General features: G+C 70.5%; 16 protein-coding genes. 7 read left to right on the forward strand and 9 right to left on the reverse strand.

Annotated features, from left to right (window positions below; all coding sequences use genetic code 11):
* Positions 1 to 129: 129 nt before the first annotated feature.
* The gene (locus JOD27_RS37760) at positions 130 to 573 is read right to left on the reverse strand and encodes a VOC family protein (RefSeq protein ID WP_204767151.1); all 444 of its coding nucleotides are present in this window, start codon (positions 571 to 573) and stop codon (positions 130 to 132) included.
* Positions 574 to 681: 108 nt separating this feature from the next.
* Between JOD27_RS37760 and JOD27_RS37765 the strand changes: the two genes are divergently transcribed.
* Complete coding sequence (locus tag JOD27_RS37765) at positions 682 to 1,668, forward strand: helix-turn-helix transcriptional regulator (protein WP_204767152.1); 987 nt, start codon at positions 682 to 684, stop codon at positions 1,666 to 1,668.
* A gap of 29 nt (positions 1,669 to 1,697) precedes the next feature.
* Here the strand turns inward: JOD27_RS37765 and JOD27_RS37770 are convergent, their stop codons facing one another.
* Together JOD27_RS37770 and JOD27_RS37775 are read right to left on the reverse strand one after the other, a co-directional pair.
* Complete coding sequence (locus JOD27_RS37770; protein WP_204767153.1) at positions 1,698 to 1,964, reverse strand: GlsB/YeaQ/YmgE family stress response membrane protein; 267 nt, start codon at positions 1,962 to 1,964, stop codon at positions 1,698 to 1,700.
* A 4-nt stretch (positions 1,965 to 1,968) separates the two neighbouring features.
* A complete protein-coding gene (locus tag JOD27_RS37775; protein ID WP_204767154.1) occupies positions 1,969 to 2,874 on the reverse strand; it encodes a sporulation protein in 906 nt (301 codons plus the stop codon).
* Between the two features lie 314 nt (positions 2,875 to 3,188).
* On the opposite strand from JOD27_RS37775, the gene JOD27_RS37780 reads away from it, so the two are divergent.
* Genes JOD27_RS37780 through JOD27_RS37790 form a run of 3 tightly spaced genes read left to right on the forward strand, consistent with a single transcriptional unit; the run spans position 3,189 to position 6,031 of the window.
* Complete coding sequence (locus JOD27_RS37780; RefSeq protein WP_204767155.1) at positions 3,189 to 3,686, forward strand: LppU/SCO3897 family protein; 498 nt, start codon at positions 3,189 to 3,191, stop codon at positions 3,684 to 3,686.
* Positions 3,687 to 3,719: 33 nt separating this feature from the next.
* Positions 3,720 to 5,315 (forward strand): sensor histidine kinase, encoded by a 1,596-nt coding sequence (locus JOD27_RS37785; RefSeq protein WP_204767156.1) that lies wholly within the window; start codon positions 3,720 to 3,722, stop codon positions 5,313 to 5,315.
* Between the two features lie 11 nt (positions 5,316 to 5,326).
* A complete protein-coding gene (locus JOD27_RS37790; protein ID WP_204767157.1) occupies positions 5,327 to 6,031 on the forward strand; it encodes a response regulator in 705 nt (234 codons plus the stop codon).
* Between the two features lie 26 nt (positions 6,032 to 6,057).
* On the opposite strand, the gene JOD27_RS37795 is transcribed toward JOD27_RS37790, so the two are convergent.
* Positions 6,058 to 6,567 (reverse strand): hypothetical protein, encoded by a 510-nt coding sequence (locus JOD27_RS37795; protein ID WP_204767158.1) that lies wholly within the window; start codon positions 6,565 to 6,567, stop codon positions 6,058 to 6,060.
* Positions 6,568 to 6,847: 280 nt separating this feature from the next.
* Between JOD27_RS37795 and JOD27_RS37800 the strand changes: the two genes are divergently transcribed.
* The gene (locus JOD27_RS37800) at positions 6,848 to 7,765 is read left to right on the forward strand and encodes a S1 family peptidase (RefSeq protein ID WP_239570868.1); all 918 of its coding nucleotides are present in this window, start codon (positions 6,848 to 6,850) and stop codon (positions 7,763 to 7,765) included.
* A 108-nt stretch (positions 7,766 to 7,873) separates the two neighbouring features.
* A complete protein-coding gene (locus JOD27_RS37805; protein ID WP_307830568.1) occupies positions 7,874 to 9,607 on the forward strand; it encodes an ABC transporter ATP-binding protein in 1,734 nt (577 codons plus the stop codon).
* Here JOD27_RS37805 and JOD27_RS37810 read toward each other — a convergent pair.
* Both JOD27_RS37810 and JOD27_RS37815 read right to left on the reverse strand, forming a co-directional pair.
* The gene (locus JOD27_RS37810) at positions 9,589 to 10,704 is read right to left on the reverse strand and encodes a sensor histidine kinase (RefSeq protein WP_307830569.1); all 1,116 of its coding nucleotides are present in this window, start codon (positions 10,702 to 10,704) and stop codon (positions 9,589 to 9,591) included. The genes JOD27_RS37805 and JOD27_RS37810 overlap by 19 nt on opposite strands.
* Positions 10,701 to 11,354 carry a response regulator gene (locus JOD27_RS37815; RefSeq protein WP_204767160.1) on the reverse strand — a complete coding sequence of 218 codons (654 nt, stop codon included), beginning with the start codon at positions 11,352 to 11,354 and terminating at the stop codon, positions 10,701 to 10,703. Before JOD27_RS37815 ends, JOD27_RS37810 begins: the two co-directional genes overlap by 4 nt.
* Positions 11,355 to 11,548: 194 nt before the next feature.
* On the opposite strand from JOD27_RS37815, the gene JOD27_RS37820 reads away from it, so the two are divergent.
* A complete protein-coding gene (locus tag JOD27_RS37820; RefSeq protein WP_204767161.1) occupies positions 11,549 to 12,811 on the forward strand; it encodes a cation:proton antiporter in 1,263 nt (420 codons plus the stop codon).
* Here JOD27_RS37820 and JOD27_RS37825 read toward each other — a convergent pair whose 3' ends face one another.
* The 3 genes from JOD27_RS37825 to JOD27_RS37835 form a co-directional block, all read right to left on the reverse strand.
* A complete protein-coding gene (locus tag JOD27_RS37825) occupies positions 12,812 to 13,177 on the reverse strand; it encodes a cupin domain-containing protein (protein WP_204767162.1) in 366 nt (121 codons plus the stop codon).
* A gap of 189 nt (positions 13,178 to 13,366) precedes the next feature.
* On the reverse strand, positions 13,367 to 14,212 hold the full coding sequence (locus JOD27_RS37830; RefSeq protein WP_307830570.1) for a PaaX family transcriptional regulator: 846 nt from the start codon (positions 14,210 to 14,212) through the stop codon (positions 13,367 to 13,369).
* 31 nt (positions 14,213 to 14,243) lie between these two features.
* A complete protein-coding gene (locus JOD27_RS37835; RefSeq protein ID WP_204767163.1) occupies positions 14,244 to 15,089 on the reverse strand; it encodes a fumarylacetoacetate hydrolase family protein in 846 nt (281 codons plus the stop codon).
* Between the last annotated feature and the right edge of the window lie 22 nt (positions 15,090 to 15,111).

The following is a 15,111-nucleotide window of genomic DNA, read 5'->3' on the forward strand; positions in this document are numbered from 1 at the left end:
TGCGCAGGTGGTCGACGACCGGCTGGGTGATCACCTCACCGGGCAGCACGGGCAGGAACACCGGGTGTGCACGTGCTGTCTCCTTTCCCGAGGCGGATGCGGCCGGATTCGGCCGCACCCGGCGGGTTCTCAGGCGACGTCGAGGATCCAGGTCACGCCGAACCGGTCGGTGAGCATGCCGAAGCCGGGTGTCCACGGCGCGGGACCGAAGGCCTCGATCACGGTGGCCCCGTCGGCGAGACGGTTCCAGTGCTCGGTGACCTCCTCGACCGTCTCGGCACGCACGGACAGGAAGAACGGCTCGTCGGTGATGGTCACGCCGTTCTCCCGGCGCGTCGTGCCCTGCGGCCGCGGCGCGTTCTCGCCCGGCACGTCGTAGGCCATGACCCGGAAGCCGTTGTCGGCGACGACCTGGCCGAACACCACATTCTGGGCGCCGGGCAGGTCGGCGGGCATGCCGAAGTCGCCGTAGGTGGCGATCACGGCCTTGCCGCCGAACACCGACTCGTAGAACTCCAGGGCCTCCCTGGCCTGGCCGCGGAAGTTCAGGTGGGCGACTGCGTTGAGCGACATGGTGGTCCTTCGGAAATCGTTCTGGCCGCGGGAGGTTTCCGGCGACGAGAACCACGATGTCAGCAGTAGCGGACAGGGAACGTCCGCTACTTGTGCGAGGCTTCGTCCATGCCGATCGCCTCCTCCGCGACCACCTCCGGCCGCCTGCTCGCCCTGCTGTCGATGCTGCAGGTTCGTCGCGACTGGCCGGGCGTGCTGCTCGCGCAACGGCTCGGCGTCAGCGAACGCACCGTGCGCCGGGACGTCGACCGGCTGCGCGAGCTCGGCTACGCCGTCCACGCCATCAAGGGGCCGGACGGCGGCTACCGGCTGGAGGCGGGCAGCGAGGTGCCGCCGCTGCTGTTCGACGAGGACCAGGCGGTCGCGCTGGCGGTGGCGTTGCGGATCGCCGTCGGCACCGGGGCGGGGATCGAGGAGGCCGCCGCGCGTGCCCTGGTCACCGTGCGGCAGGTGCTGCCCGCCCGCCTGCGCCGCCGCGTCGACGCACTCGAAGTCACCACGGCGGAACCAAGGCGACGCCAGGTGGACACCGAGGTGCTGCTCGCGTTGAGCAGCGCCATCCGTGCGCGTGAAGAGGTGCGGTTCGACTACCACTCACCAGGTCAGGGAGATGACGCGAAACCGGCCCGCCGGGTGCAGCCGCACCATCTCGTGGTGAGGGCCGGTCGCTGGTATCTCGTCGGCTGGAGCGCCGAACGGGAGGACTGGCGGACCTATCGGGCCGACCGGATGACCCTGCGCATCCCCAACGGGCCGCGTTTCACGCCGCGGGAGGTGCCCGGCGGGGACGTCGCGGCCTTTCTCGCGGCCAGGTTCAAGGGATCTGACACCAACGCCTGGCCGTGCGAGGGAGAAGTGGTGCTGCATAGTCCCATCGCGGAGGTGGCGCCCTTCCTCGGCGACGGCGTCGCCGAGGAAATCAGTCCACTTAGGACTCGTTTGCGGATCGGGTCGTGGTCCTGGGCCGCGCTCGCCGCCCGGTTGGCGCGGTTCGACACCGACGTCGATGTCGTTGCGCCACAAGCTCTGCGGGACGCGTTCGCCGATCTGGCGCGGCGTGCCGCCCGTGCGGCGGAGGTGGTGCGGCAGGCGTAGGTGTGGGCGGCGACGCCTGCCGCACCGGTCTAGGATCGGCGGCCGTAGATTCCGGCCACCAGGCTCACGCCACCCGCGGCGAGAGCGATCTGGATGATCAGCTCGATCCAGTCGATGCCGCGCGTGTCCCCGACACCGAACGCGTTGGCGACGAAGGTGCCGAGCAGGGCGGCGACGACACCGATGAGGATGGTCATCCAGATCGGGATCCGCTGCTTCCCCGGTACGACGAGCCTGCCGAGCGCGCCGATGACCAGTCCGACGAGGAGGGCGCTGAAGATTCCGGAGATCGCCACGGGATCAGTCCTCGTCGTCGAAGAAGTCGTTGGCGACGCTGCCGAGGGCCATGCCGCCGACCACACCGGCCGCACCGGCGGCCATCATGCCGCCCATGCCCGGCCCACGCCGCTGGCCGTAGCCGTCGTGGTCGTAGCCCCGGTTGCCGAAACCCGCCTGCTGGTTGCCGAAGGGCGCCTGCTGGTTGCCGAAGGCCGGGTTCAGCCGGCCGCGCTGGGCGACCTGCGTCAGCCAGCCGGTGATCGCCGACGCCCAGTCGGTGACCTGCGCTTCCTGGTGGGAGAGCCGCATCTGCCCGGTGGTGTCCCCTGAGGGGAACCGGCCACTGAGCTTGTCGGCCTCCAGCACGACGTACAGCTCGTCCGCGCTCGCCACGAAGGTCAGCTCCACGTCGCTGACGCCGCCAGCGAACTGGGCGGGCGGGAAGAACGCGAGCTCCTGGCGGCCGGCCTCGATCTCGGTGCCGCGGAAGGTGAAACCGAGCTGCCCGAAGGCGTCCAGCACCTTGTTCTGCGACGGCAGCGGCCCGACCATGATCGGGTCGAGGTCGCCCTTGTCGGGTGCGCCCGCGATCGTCAGCTCGGTCCGCACGCCCACGCTCACGCCCGGCAGCTGCATGCCGCCGACCGCGGTGATCGGGGTCTCCCACGGCAACGTCAGCTGGAACGGGATCGACACCAGCTGGTTGGCGGGAACCCGCACGCCCTGCTGCACGACGACGCGGGAGAACTCGGCCTCGTTGCCCGTCACGAGCGAGAGGACGACCTGCTCGATCTCGGTGTCCGAGCTGCCGCCCTGGACTCGGACCTGGCCGGCGATCACCTGGCCTGGCACGGCGTGCGGCGAGTCGAGGACCGTGTCGACGGACGGACCGCCGATTCCGAGGGCGCTCAGCATCCGGTTGAACATGACCTGTCTCCTCACCACAAAGGACTGAACTCGTGTGCCACCAGCTTCGTGGCGCAGGCCCCGCCGCGACCATCTGCCGGGCGTCCGGAACACCCCGTCGGTCGGCTGGAGGCGCCCCGCCGGGTGACGGACCACACGGGCAGACGCGACCGCCCGGCCGCAAGTCGCCGATCGTCTCGATGTGGTCGTCCGGCCGTCTCGCCGTCGCGAGCCGATCGTGCACTCCTCCGCGCACGCGTGAACGCGGCGCGAGCACACCTCCGTACGCCTGCCCAGGAGGCCCGAGCACGGGCCGGAAGCGGAAGGAAACCCCGATGCACACCAAGTCCGCCAAGCGTTCCCTGCCGGTCCTGATCGCGGTGGCCGTGGTCGTTCTCGTCGCCGTGGGGTTCGCGGTTCTGCACTTCACGAAGGCGCAGTCCCACGCGCAGCCGGGTGACTGCGTGACGGTGTCGAACGACACCGATGTCGCCGCCGCGAACTGCGGCGGCACGGGTTCGATGTACAAGGTCGGCAAGGTGCTCGCGAGCGCGAGCGAGTCGTGTCCCGGCGGGGAGGACAGCGACTATTACGAGGTGACGGACGGCGCCGGGCAGAAGATGTGCCTGATGCCCAAGGTCGCGGAAGGCACCTGTCTCGAGCTCGACGGCACGTTCGGCGTGAAGCAGGACTGCACGGGTGAATACGCCGCGAAGGTCACCAAGGTCGTCGCCGGGAAGGCGGACGAGGCAGCGTGTGGCGACAGCGGCGAGGCGATGGTGTTCGCGGAGCCGCCGACCACGGTGTGCCTGAGCATTCCGCAGGCGCAGTGAGTCCGGGACGGTGATCGGTGCGTATTACCTGACATGGCTGCATTGGTGGTGACGCGACCGCGGCTGCCGGCGTGGGCGAGGCCGGTGGCGGAGGAGGCCGCGCTGCCGGTCTTCGTGGTCACGATGACGTTCATCGGCCTCACGTTCGCCTTCGGTCCCCGGCCCGAGGACACCGGCGTCGGGGTGCGCATGCTGGTCGCGGGGGCCGCGCTGGTGGCGATCATGCTGCGCCACCGCTTCCCCGCGACCGGCCTGCTGCTCGCCTCGGCCCTGTTCTCCTGGTACCCGGCGACCGGCGTCGCGCTGGTGTTCGCCGCGTACTTCGCGGCCCAGCGGGTCGCCCCGGTGCGGCGCAAGGTGACGGTGCTGGCCGTCGCCGTGCTGGTGCCCATCGTGGTCGGCGTCGTGGCGTGGGAGTTCAAGTGGCCGATCGGCCTGCTGGTGTTCGGCATCGCCTCGCTGGTGTGCGTGATCGTGCCCGGCATGGCGCAGACGTTGCTCGGCCAGCACGAACGGCTCGTCGGGGCGTTGCGCGAGCAGACCGGTTACCTGCGGGCGAACCAGCGGCTCGCGGCGTCCACCGCGAAGCTCGAGGAACGGTCCCGGATCGCGCAGGAGATGCACGACCTGCTGGGCCACCGCCTCAGCCTCATCTCCCTGTACGCGGGCAGCCTCGAACTCGACGCCGCGAAATCCGGCACCGGTCAGCAGGCCCGGCTGATCCGCGGCACCGTGCGCGTCGCGATGGACGAGCTGCGCACCACCCTCGGCGTGCTGCGGGACAACGACGGGGGCGACAGCACCGTGCAACCCGCCGCCGAGATCGGCACCAGGGCCGACGTGACGCGCCTGGTCGACCAGTTCCGCGCCGCCGGCCTGACCGTGCGCCTCACGTGGACCGGCGCGGACCTGGTCGACGCCGCGCCGCCGATCCGCCAGGCGGTGCACAGGGTCGTCCGCGAGGGCCTGACGAACGTGTGCCGGCACGCTGCCGGTGCCGCGGCGATGGTCATCGTCAGGCACGACGACGAACGGGTGCTGATCGAGGTCGTCGACGACGGCGGCCAGGAGCGCGCCGGGTCGTCCGGCACCGGCTCCGGACTCGTCGGCGTGCGGGAACGGGTTCGCCTGCTGGGCGGGACGTTCGCGGCCGGCCCGGTCCCCGGCGGCGGCTTCCTGCTGCGGGCGGGCCTCACCCTGACGATCACCGCTCCGAGCGCTCCCGAGACCGAAGCGGCGGACCAGGAGCAGCACCCGGCCAAGTCCGGCTCCGACCGGTGGACGACCGCGGGGAAGGCCGTGCTGGCCGCGTTCGGCTCGATCGCCGCCACCGCGCTGATCATGGTGACCTTCAACGCGGTGCCCTGCGAGGACGTCGGCCCGCCGGTCAAGTCCTTCGACACCATCGCGCTCGGCGCCCCGGCCTCGGAGGTGAAGGCGTTCACCGGGGGCAACGACGTCATCGCCCGGCAGGCCGCCCGCGGCCTCGAACCGAAACGGCCGCCGAACGCCACCTGCTGGTACTCGTACCACTACGTCGGAACCGGCCCGGTCATCACGTTCGAGCGGTACTGCTTCCGCCAGGACCGGCTGATCGACAAAACCCAGTTCCACCTCAACGAGCGCTGAGACGGGATCACATGGAACACAAGCCTTTGCGAGTGCTGGTGGCAGACGACGAGGAACTCCTGCGCGCCGGAGTGCGGATGCTGCTGCGGCACGCGGAGGACATCGAGGTCGTCGGCGAGGCCGGCGACGGTGCCGAGGCCGTCGAACTGGCCTGTGCGCTCGACGTCGACGTGGTGCTGATGGACATCCGGATGCCCGGCACCGACGGGCTCACCGCGGTCGAACTGCTCGCCTCGCGCGCACCGGACATCAAGGTCGTCATGCTCACCACGTTCGGCGAACGCGACTACGTGGCCAAAGCGCTCCGCGTGGGCGCCAAGGGTTTCCTGCTCAAGGACAGCGGCCCGCGCGAACTCATCCACGCTGTCCGCTCGGCGACGGCGGAGGGGCCGATCCTGTCGCCTCGGGTCGCCAAGGACATCATCGACGAATACCTGACGGCCGACGACACGCACACCGGTGCTGCGCGGCGGCTGGTCGGGTCGCTGACCGAGCGGGAACGCGAGGTGCTGGTCACGATCGGGCTCGGGATGTCGAACGGTGAGGCTGCTCGGAAGCTGTTCATGGGGGAGGGCACGGTGAAGACGTATGTCAGCCGCATCCTGGCGAAGCTGGGGTGCGCCAACCGGGTGCAGGCGGCGATCCTCGCGCATGACGCCGGCCTCCTGACCGCGCACGCCGGGGCTGGGGCCGCCGGGGCCGGCACCTCGGACTAGGAGCGCCGGCCCCGGACGTTCAGGGATTACTTGTTGTTAGCGCAGGCCTTCGCCGCGTTGTTGGCCTGCTGGGCGAGCTGCTGCGCGTTCTTCTTGGCCGCCGCGGCCTGCTTCGCCCGAGCCTGGCTCACCCGCTTGGCGTTGTTCGCCTGCTGGGTGCGCTGCTGGGCGGTCTTCTGCGCGGCCTGGACCTGCTGCTTGTTGTTCTTGCTCTGCACGGCCTGCTTGTTCGCGGCGGCGGCCTCTTCGGTGCGCTTGTTCGCCGTCTGGGTCGCGGCCCGCGCCTGGCGGTCACGCAACGCGGCCTTGCGCTGCTGGGCGTTCGCCTGTTGCAGCGCCTTCTCGACCGCCTGGCGCTGGGCGGTGTTGCACTTGGCCAGGCTGGCCTGTGCCTGGGCGTCGAGCTGAATCTTGTTGTTGTTCGCCGGTGCCGCAAGGCCGGTGCCGGCGCCCAGGACCAGTCCGGCGCCGATGGCCGCCGCGAACGTCGCCGCGAGAACAACGTGCTTCGAGTTGTTGCTTTTCTTCTCGCTCACTGCAGGCTCCTTGAACCGTGGGAGAGAACTTCGCATCGGATGAGCGAAGCCGTTGCACCGACGAATACGGGCACGCAATCCGGGGCGTTCGGCGATTCGGGTGGGACGAGCCGGTCGGGCACGAACCGCGAAACACCTGGCAGAAAGGATGAGACGGTCAGCGTCTTGCCGAAAGAGTGACCTTTTGGTACGGGAAATCCGAATTGAACCACCGGTGCCGCGATAGCCGTTTTCTCCGGCAGACGGAGGAATTCTGAAATCGTGGAGGTCAGTCTTGGGCATGCACCGAAAGGGCGGCCGGGCCAAGGTGATGGCGGCAGGCGTCGGCGCGCTGGCGTTGATCATCACCGGCGTCACGTTCGCCAGCAGTCAGGCGGCGCAGGACACCGGCGGGCCGGAGCGGGCGAAGTCGGCCACCGACACCCTGCGGCAGAAGGCCTCGATGCCGGGCACGGCCTGGGCCGTGGACCCCGGTACGAACAAGGTGATCGTCACGGCCGACAGCACCGTCACGGGCGACCGGTGGAACACGCTGGTGTCCACTGTGGACTCACTGGGTTCGCAGGCGAGCCTGCGGCGAGCGCCGGGCGTGTTCCGCACGTTCGCCGAGGGCGGCGACGCGATCTTCGCCGGACGCAGCCGGTGCTCGCTCGGGTTCAACGTCGTCACGGACGACGGCAGGCCCGGTTTCCTGACCGCGGGCCACTGCACGGCCGCCGGTCGCCAGTTCTCGCTGTCGGCCGGTGGCAGGGCCGCGGCCACCGTCGCCGAGTCGACGTTCCCCGGCGACGGCGACTTCGCGTTGCTCACCTACAACAACCGCAACACCGACGCGCCCGGTGAGGTCGACACCGGCGGCGGCCGCACCGTGCGGATCCGGCGCGCGGCCGAAGCGCAGGTCGGCAGGCAGGTGCAGCGCATGGGCAGCACGACCGGGCTGCGCACCGGACGCGTCACCGGGCTCAACGCCACGGTGAACTACCCGGAGGGCAGCGTCACCGGCCTGATCCAGACCACCGTGTGCGCGGAGGGCGGGGACAGCGGTGGCCCGCTCTTCGCCCGCAACGGCGACGCGATCGGGCTGACGTCCGGTGGCAGCGGCGACTGCCGCAACGGTGGCGTCACGTTCTTCCAGCCCGTGACGGAGGCCCTGAACGCGGTGGGCGCGCGCCTCGCAGGAGACTCCGCCGGCCGGTAGGACACCAGCCGCCTGGCTGGACTGACCGGCCGGTGCGCGGATACCGCGGCCACACCGCCACGTCGAAGATCGGAACGAACCGATCACCGACGATGGAGATGTTTCACCGTGCGCGCCAAGTTCGACCGCACGGCCTGGCGGATGCTCATGTCATACGCCAGGCCGCAGCGGCGCACCGTCCTCTTCGGAGGGACGCTCGTCCTGCTGGCCGGTCTGGCCGCTGCGGCCCAGCCGCTCGCGGCGAAGGCACTGGTCGACCGGCTGGGAACGGGCGACGAGATCACCGGCTTGCTCGTGCTGCTGGTCGGCCTCGCGCTCGCCGGTGCCGCGATCGCGATGGCGGGCCAGTACCTGCTCGAACGCGCAGGCGAGTCGGTCGTCCTGGTGGCGCGGAAGCGGCTGGCCAGGCGGCTCGTCTCGCTGCGGGTGCCCGCCGTGCAACGGGCGGAGCCCGGCGACCTGCTGTCCCGGTTCACCAGCGACACGACCCTGCTCCGCGAGGTGTGCACCAACGCGCTCGTCGGGCTGGTCACCGGCGCCGTCACGACGGTCGTGATGATCGTGATGATGGGCGCGATGGACATCGTCCTGCTCGGTGTGACCGCCCTCGTGCTGGTGGTCGTGGGTGCGCTCGCCGGTGCGGGAATGCCGATGATCGAGAAGGCGTCCCGCGCCGCCCAGGAGGCCGTCGGCGAGACCGGCGCACGGCTGGAGCGCGCACTCGGCGCCTTCCGCACGGTCAAGGCGGCCGGTGCCGAGACCAGGGAGATCGCCGCGATCGAGGACAGCGCCGAACGCGCGTGGCGGGCCGGCATCCGCTCGGCGCGGTGGGAGTCGATCGTCCACGGCTCCAACGGCCTCGCGATCCAGGCCTCGTTCCTCGCCGTGCTCGCCATCGGCGGCGCACGAGTGGCGACCGGTGCGATCTCACTGTCCACTTTGGTCGCTTTCCTGCTGTTCCTGTTCTACCTGACCGAACCGATCGGGGAGCTGCTGCACGCGGGCACCAGGCTGCAGGTCGGGCTGGCCGCGGTGCGCCGCCTGGCCGAGGTCGACCGGATGCCGGTCGAACCGGCTCCGCGACAGGCCGCGGAGACCGGTTCCGGTGCGGTGTCGCTGGCGTTCGAGGACGTGCGGTTCCGGTACGGACCCGAGCGGCCGGAGGTGCTGCGCGGCGTCGGCTTCGAGGTTCCCGCCGGTGGCATGACCGCCTTCGTCGGCGCGTCCGGCGCGGGCAAGTCCACGATGTTCGGGCTGATCGAGCGGTTCCACGAGCCGGACGCCGGCCGGATCCTGCTCGACGGCCGTGCTCTCGCGGACTGGGAGCTGCAGGAGCTGCGGGCGTCGATCGGGTACGTCGAACAGGACGCACCCGTGCTCTCCGGGACGTTGCGCGAGAACCTCGTCTACGGCCGTCCCGAAACCACCGATGAGGAGATCTGGGACGCCGTGGTGCAGACCCGGCTGGACACGCTGGTCGAACGCCTGCCGGACGGCCTCGACACCGCGGTCGGGCACCGCGGCAACCACCTCTCCGGTGGGGAGCGGCAACGGATCGCGCTCGCCCGTGCCCTGGTCCGGCGACCCCGCGTGCTGCTGCTCGACGAGGTCACCTCGCAGCTCGACGCCGTGAACGAGATGGCGATCAGGGAGGTGGTCACGACGGTGGCCAAGACGGCGACCGTGCTGGTTGTGGCCCACCGGCTGTCGACGGTCACCAAGGCCGACCGGATCGTGGTGCTGGACAACGGGATGGTGCGCGCCGTCGGCACGCACGACGAGCTGGTCGTCAGCGATCCGCTGTACGCGAAGTTCGCCGCGACTCAGCTGCTGACGGAGTGAAGCGGAAGCTGCAGCCGCAGCTGGAAACCGCCGTCCGGCGTCGGTCCGGTGTGGACCTTCCCGTCGAGCAGCGCGGCACGTTCGTGCAGTCCGACGAGACCGTGGCGGGCGCTGGGCAACGCCAGCGCCGGCCTGGTCGGCGGCGTGTTGGTCACGGTGACGGTCAGGTCCGTGTCGTCGTGGCTGATGTCGACGACCGCGCTGGCGCCGGGAGCGTGTTTGCGGACGTTGGTCAGCGCCTCCTGGACGGTGCGGTAGATGGCGCGCTGCGCAGCCGGTTCCACAGTGGACGGTGCGCTGCCCACGAGCCGGGCGTCGATCGCGCTGCCCTCGACGAGCCGCTCCAGGTCGGTCAGCTTCGGCTGGGGAGCGAGCTCGGTCGCCGGGGTGCCGGAGGCGCGCAGCAGGTTCACCATGTGCCGCAGCTCGTCGAGCGTGTTGACCGACAGCTGCCGCACGTTCTCGGCGGCCTGCTTCACGTTCGGATCAGGGGTGCTGACCTGGAGCGCCCCCGCCTGCACCGCGATCAGGCTCACCTGGTGGGACACGACGTCGTGCATCTCGCGGGCCAGCTGGTTGCGTTCCTGGGTGAGGATCGCCTGGGCGTCCATCCGCCGCTCGTGCTCGCGGGCCTGCTTGACCTCCTCGAGCCGCAGCGCCAGCTCGCGCTGGGTGTGCAGGAACTGGCCGAGCAGGATCGGCGCGAGAGCCGTCATCGTCATGTAGATGAGGCCGAGCAGCACGTCGGTGGTGAAGAACGTCTCGCTGATGTCGGACAGGGGGAAGGCGAGGCTGCCCGCGGCGAGCAGGCCGCAGCCGGCGAGCAACCACCAGTTGCGGTAGCGGGCGGACACCGAGTACAGCGCGACGATCATCGGGACGATCGCACCGGCCAGCACCGCGGCGGGCAGCGTCGCGGCGAACACCGGCAACGGCCACCGGTCGCGCGCCACGAGCGCCAGGACGGCGAGCACCGTCACGACGAGGTCGAGGGTCGTCGTCTCGGAGATGTCGGTGAGGGCGGTGAGCGTTCCCTCGACCGCGGCCACCGCGATCAGCGCGGCGGAGGTGACCCACGCGGGCAGCCGGCGCGTCACGACCGGCCGTCCGCGAGAAGACCCGCCCGTTCCGCGACCAGTGCGGCCTGCACCCTGCTGCCGACCCCCAGTTTGGTGAGGATCGCACTGACGTGGTCCTTCACCGTGCCGACGCTCACGTGGATCCGGACGCCGATGTCCGAGTTGGACAGTCCCTCGGCGATCAGCACGAGCACCGCGCGTTCCCGCTCGGTCAGTTGTTCGACCTGCGTCACGGCACCCGAGTCCGCCGCCGAGCCCAGATAGCCGTCCACGACGGTCCTGCTGACCTTCGACGACAGCACCACCCCGCCGGCGGCCAGCGTCCGCACCATCTGCGCGAGCTGGTCGGGCCCGGTGTCCTTGAGGATGAAGCCCGCCGCACCCGACCGCAGCGCCGTGGAGATGTACTCGTCGGAGTCGAACGTCGTCAGCATCGCGACGGTCGGCGGCGGCGTGAGGCGCTGCAGCTCGCGGAGGATCGTGAGCCCGTCCACGTCGGGCATCCTGATGTCGAGCAGCACGACGTCGGGCCGTTGCAGACTCACTTCGCGCACCGCCTGCGCGCCGGTGGCGGTGGCGACGACGTCGATGTCGCCCGCCGCCTGCAGGATCAGCCGGAAACCCGACCGCACCAGCTCCTCGTCGTCGACGACGACCACCCGGATCATGCCTTCTCCTGGATCCCGCACCTGCTCAGTGTCGTGGATCTCGCAACACCCGCATCATCCGGGGCCCATCAGGCACAACCGGCCGACTGGCTGGTAGCGGCCCCCCGACCGGCGGGGGAGCCGTGCCGGGACGTGTCCTCAGTGGACGCTAGGCTTGCGCGCACCCTGCGGCCAGTCGACGAGGAACACCACGCATGAACTCCTTCCTGCTCGCCATCGCCCTTGCCATCGCGGTGCGGTCACTGGCCGCCGGCCGGCTCGACCGGTGGAACCTCGGCGCGCCGATCATCATGGTCGTCGCGGGTGTCGTCGTGGGCCTGCTCAACGACAACTCGATCAACGCCGTGCTGAACACCGAGACCGTGCAGTACGTGGCCGAGATCATCCTGGCGGTGCTGCTGTTCGTCGACGCCACGGAGGTCCGTGCGGGCCGGTTCTGGGGCAACTGGCCGGGCGTGGTGGCCCGCCTGCTGTTCCTGGCGCTCCCGCTGAGCCTCGGCGCGGCGATGCTGGTGGGCTGGGCGCTGTTCCCCGGCCTGCCCTGGCCGGTGCTCCTGCTGATCGCCGGGGTCGTCGTCCCGATCGACTTCGCGCCCGCCGAACGCGTGGTGCGCGACCGCGGCCTGTCCGCGAAGGTCCGCAGCGTGCTGAACGTGGAGGGCGGCTACAACGACGGTATCGTCTCCCCGCTGTTCCTGTTCGCGCTGCTCATGGCGGGCGACGTGACCCAGGAGCGCACCCCGCTCGAGGCGCTCGCGACCGTCGTCCCGTTCGCGCTCAAGGCCCTGCTCGTCGGCATCGTCGTCGGTTCGCTGCTGGCGTGGCTGATGGACCGCGCCCAGCGCGCCGGCTGGCTCACCGACCAGTCGGGCCGCGTCATCGTGCTGCTGGCGCCCCTGACGACCTACGCGTTGACGGCCCTCATCGACGGCAACGGCTTCGTCGCCTCCTTCGTCTGCGGCATCGCGTTCCGCTACGTCCACCGCACGGCCACGGCCCGGCGGATCCGGCAGACCGCGACCGAGCACAACGGCGCGAGCTCGATGCACGAGAACTTCCGCCTGCTGGAGGACGTCACCTCGGTGCTGATGATGCTGATGTGGTTCGTCGTGGGCATCGCCGCCGTGCTCGTCTACTCCAACGGGGTGTCCTGGCAGGTCCTGCTGTTCTGCGCGGCGGTACTCACCGTCGTGCGGATGGTGCCGGTCCACGTCTCCCTGCTGGGCTCGACGCTGTCGCAACGCGAACGCCTGCTCGTCGGCGCCCTCGGCCCGCGTGGAACCACGTCGATCGTCTTCGGCCTGCTGGCGTTCAACAAGCTGCCGAGCAGCGACGCGGCCGACACCATCCTGCTGATCACGGTGACCTGCGTCCTGGGCAGCGTGCTGCTGCACGGCTTGGGCGCAGGCCCGCTCGTGCGCCGCGTGAAGACCACCGGCGCCGTCCACAAAGGATGATCAGCGCCGCTTGGCGTACTCGTTCTCGCCCTCCCAGTCGACCAGTACGCACGGCTCGTCGCCCAGCACCCACGCGTCGTGTCCCGGCGCCGCGACCATGAGGTCGCCGGGGCCGATCTCCTGCTCCTCGCCGTCGTCCATGACGATCTTCATTCGGCCCGACACGCAGTAGCCCCGGTGGGCCACCTGACAGCTGTCGGTCTGGGCGATCGGCTTGACGTGCTCCGACCAGCGCCAGCCGGGCTGGAAGACGGCGCGCCCGACGGGGCCGGAGTCGATGTTGAGCAGGTCGAGCTGACCCATGCCCTGCTCGAAGGGGCGGGTTTCCTCTGGGGTGTCGAAGTGCTTGACGAGCAGACCGGACATGGCCGCCTCCTGAGGGTGGGAACTGGTCCCCCAGGACAGCACCCGACAGGCCCTGCCCGCCCGTGGCAGATGGCCTGTTCGGTAGGGCCGAAAGGACGCAGCCATTGGGCCTTGGCGACGTGGCGTGGCAGGCCGGTTCCGCTGGGTGACCCAGGTCGGAGCCGCGTACCAGCGGAGATGAAAGAGTGGCTACCCGAGCCCGTGGATCACGGCCAGCGCGTGCTCGCGCGCCGGTGCGCTCAGCCTCGTGTTGAGCTCCTCGAACAACGTCTCCGCCGTCACGCCGTTCCACCCCGGCGGGAGGAGCGACAGCGGCAGGCCGGGATCGCTGTAGGGCAGGCGCCGCCACTGGGTCAGCATCGGCACGTACGTCTGGAAGGCCTGCTCCGGCGTGGTGACGCCGGACGGCAGGGCGTCGAGGACCGGGCGATGGCGGCGCACGAAGTCCGCGTACAGGTCGGCCAGCTCGTCGAGGTCCCACCAGGCGCGGACCTTCGAGCGCAGGTCGCCGAACGCGAAGTGGTCGCCGGTGAAGATGTCGACGTACTCGGCGAGGCCGCGGCGTTCCAGGGTGCGCCTGGTCTCCGTGGCCAGGTTGCCCGGTGCCACCCAGACGCCGGGGGCGGCGGTGCCGAAGCCCAGCTGGGTCAGGGTGGTGCGCAGGGCGTGGCGCTTCTCGCGTTCGGACTCGGGGACGGAGAACACGACGACGAGCCAGCCGTCGTCCAGCGTCGCCCGCCGGCGTTCGAAGATCCGGGCGTCGCCCTCCGCGAGGGTGTCCAGGGTGGACTCGGAGAGGGCGTAGCCAGCGGCACCGTCACGGCGGTCGCTGCGCACGACGCCGCGGCGCTTCAGGCGGGAGATCGACGACCGGACGGCCTGGCCCTCCACGCCGAGGTCGGCCATCAGCTGCACGACGGAGGCCACGGAGAGCCAGTTGTCCTCGCCGCGCGCGTACAGGCCGAAGATCGTGACGATCAGCGGGCCGAGCCGGTCGCGCCCGGCAGGGGCCGCCGGGCCGGGTTCGGTGGTCACCGCGACGTTCAGCGCCCTCTCCTCACCTTGATCAGCTGCGGGTGAGCTTATCGGTCAGCGTGACGGTGTTGCGCAGCTCGCCCAGGCCGCTGACCCGCGTGACGACGACGTCGCCGTCACGCAGGAAGATCTGCGGCTCACGTGCGTTGCCGATGCCGCTGGGCGTGCCGGTGAGGATCACGTCCCCGGCGCGCAGGGTCATGCCGTGGCTGAGCTCGGCGATGATCCGGGCGAACGAGAACGCCATCTGCGCGCTGGAGGCATTCTGCAGCAGCACGCCGTTGACCTCGCACTGCACCTGCATCTCCGTGAGATCGGCGGAGTCGGCGGTTGTGATCCACGGGCCGAGCGGCATCGTGGCGTCGAGGCTCTTGCCCTTGAGCCACTGTCCGCCGTGCGCGCGTTGGAGGTCGCGCTGGGACACGTCGTTGGCGACGAGGAAGCCGAAGACGTGGTCGAGGGCCTTCTCCTCGGGGATCGAGCGCCCGTCGAGGCCGATGACCAAGGCGATTTCGGCTTCGTAGTCCCACTTCTGGGAGATGTCCGGGTCGTAGGCGATGTCGTCGTACGGGCCGATGACCGTGTCCGGGCCCTTGGTGAAGAAGGTGGGGTGCTCGGGCAGCGCGACGGGATCCTGGCCCTCGCGCCTGCCCTTCGACTCCTCGAAGTGGTCGACGTAGTTCCAGCCGGTGCACAGGACGTCGCGGTTGAAGCGGTGCAGCGGTGACTCCAGGCGGACTGACGAGAGTGGCAGCACGTCGCCGCGCTCACCCGCCGGGCCTCCGCGCACGATGTCGTCCACAGTGGTGGGCAGCAGTGCGATCGACTGCTCGGCCTCGTCCACGACTCCGGCCCGGCGGACGCCGTCGACGGTCACGGAAGCGAGTTTCACTATCGTG

Origin of the sequence: Lentzea nigeriaca, from assembly GCF_016907955.1 — a bacterium.
Classification (GTDB): domain Bacteria; phylum Actinomycetota; class Actinomycetes; order Mycobacteriales; family Pseudonocardiaceae; genus Lentzea; species Lentzea nigeriaca.

What these genes read in the sequence shown, in the direction of transcription:
- JOD27_RS37760 (WP_204767151.1), bottom strand. Translation starts at nt 573, where the DNA reads ATGTCGCTCAACGCAGTCGCCCACCTGAACTTCCGCGGCCAGGCCAGG.
- JOD27_RS37765 (WP_204767152.1), top strand. Translation starts at nt 682, where the DNA reads ATGCCGATCGCCTCCTCCGCGACCACCTCCGGCCGCCTGCTCGCCCTG.
- JOD27_RS37775 (WP_204767154.1), bottom strand. Translation starts at nt 2,874, where the DNA reads ATGTTCAACCGGATGCTGAGCGCCCTCGGAATCGGCGGTCCGTCCGTC.
- JOD27_RS37780 (WP_204767155.1), top strand. Translation starts at nt 3,189, where the DNA reads ATGCACACCAAGTCCGCCAAGCGTTCCCTGCCGGTCCTGATCGCGGTG.
- JOD27_RS37785 (WP_204767156.1), top strand. Translation starts at nt 3,720, where the DNA reads ATGGCTGCATTGGTGGTGACGCGACCGCGGCTGCCGGCGTGGGCGAGG.
- JOD27_RS37790 (WP_204767157.1), top strand. Translation starts at nt 5,327, where the DNA reads ATGGAACACAAGCCTTTGCGAGTGCTGGTGGCAGACGACGAGGAACTC.
- JOD27_RS37800 (WP_239570868.1), top strand. Translation starts at nt 6,848, where the DNA reads ATGCACCGAAAGGGCGGCCGGGCCAAGGTGATGGCGGCAGGCGTCGGC.
- JOD27_RS37815 (WP_204767160.1), bottom strand. Translation starts at nt 11,354, where the DNA reads ATGATCCGGGTGGTCGTCGTCGACGACGAGGAGCTGGTGCGGTCGGGT.
- JOD27_RS37820 (WP_204767161.1), top strand. Translation starts at nt 11,549, where the DNA reads ATGAACTCCTTCCTGCTCGCCATCGCCCTTGCCATCGCGGTGCGGTCA.
- JOD27_RS37825 (WP_204767162.1), bottom strand. Translation starts at nt 13,177, where the DNA reads ATGTCCGGTCTGCTCGTCAAGCACTTCGACACCCCAGAGGAAACCCGC.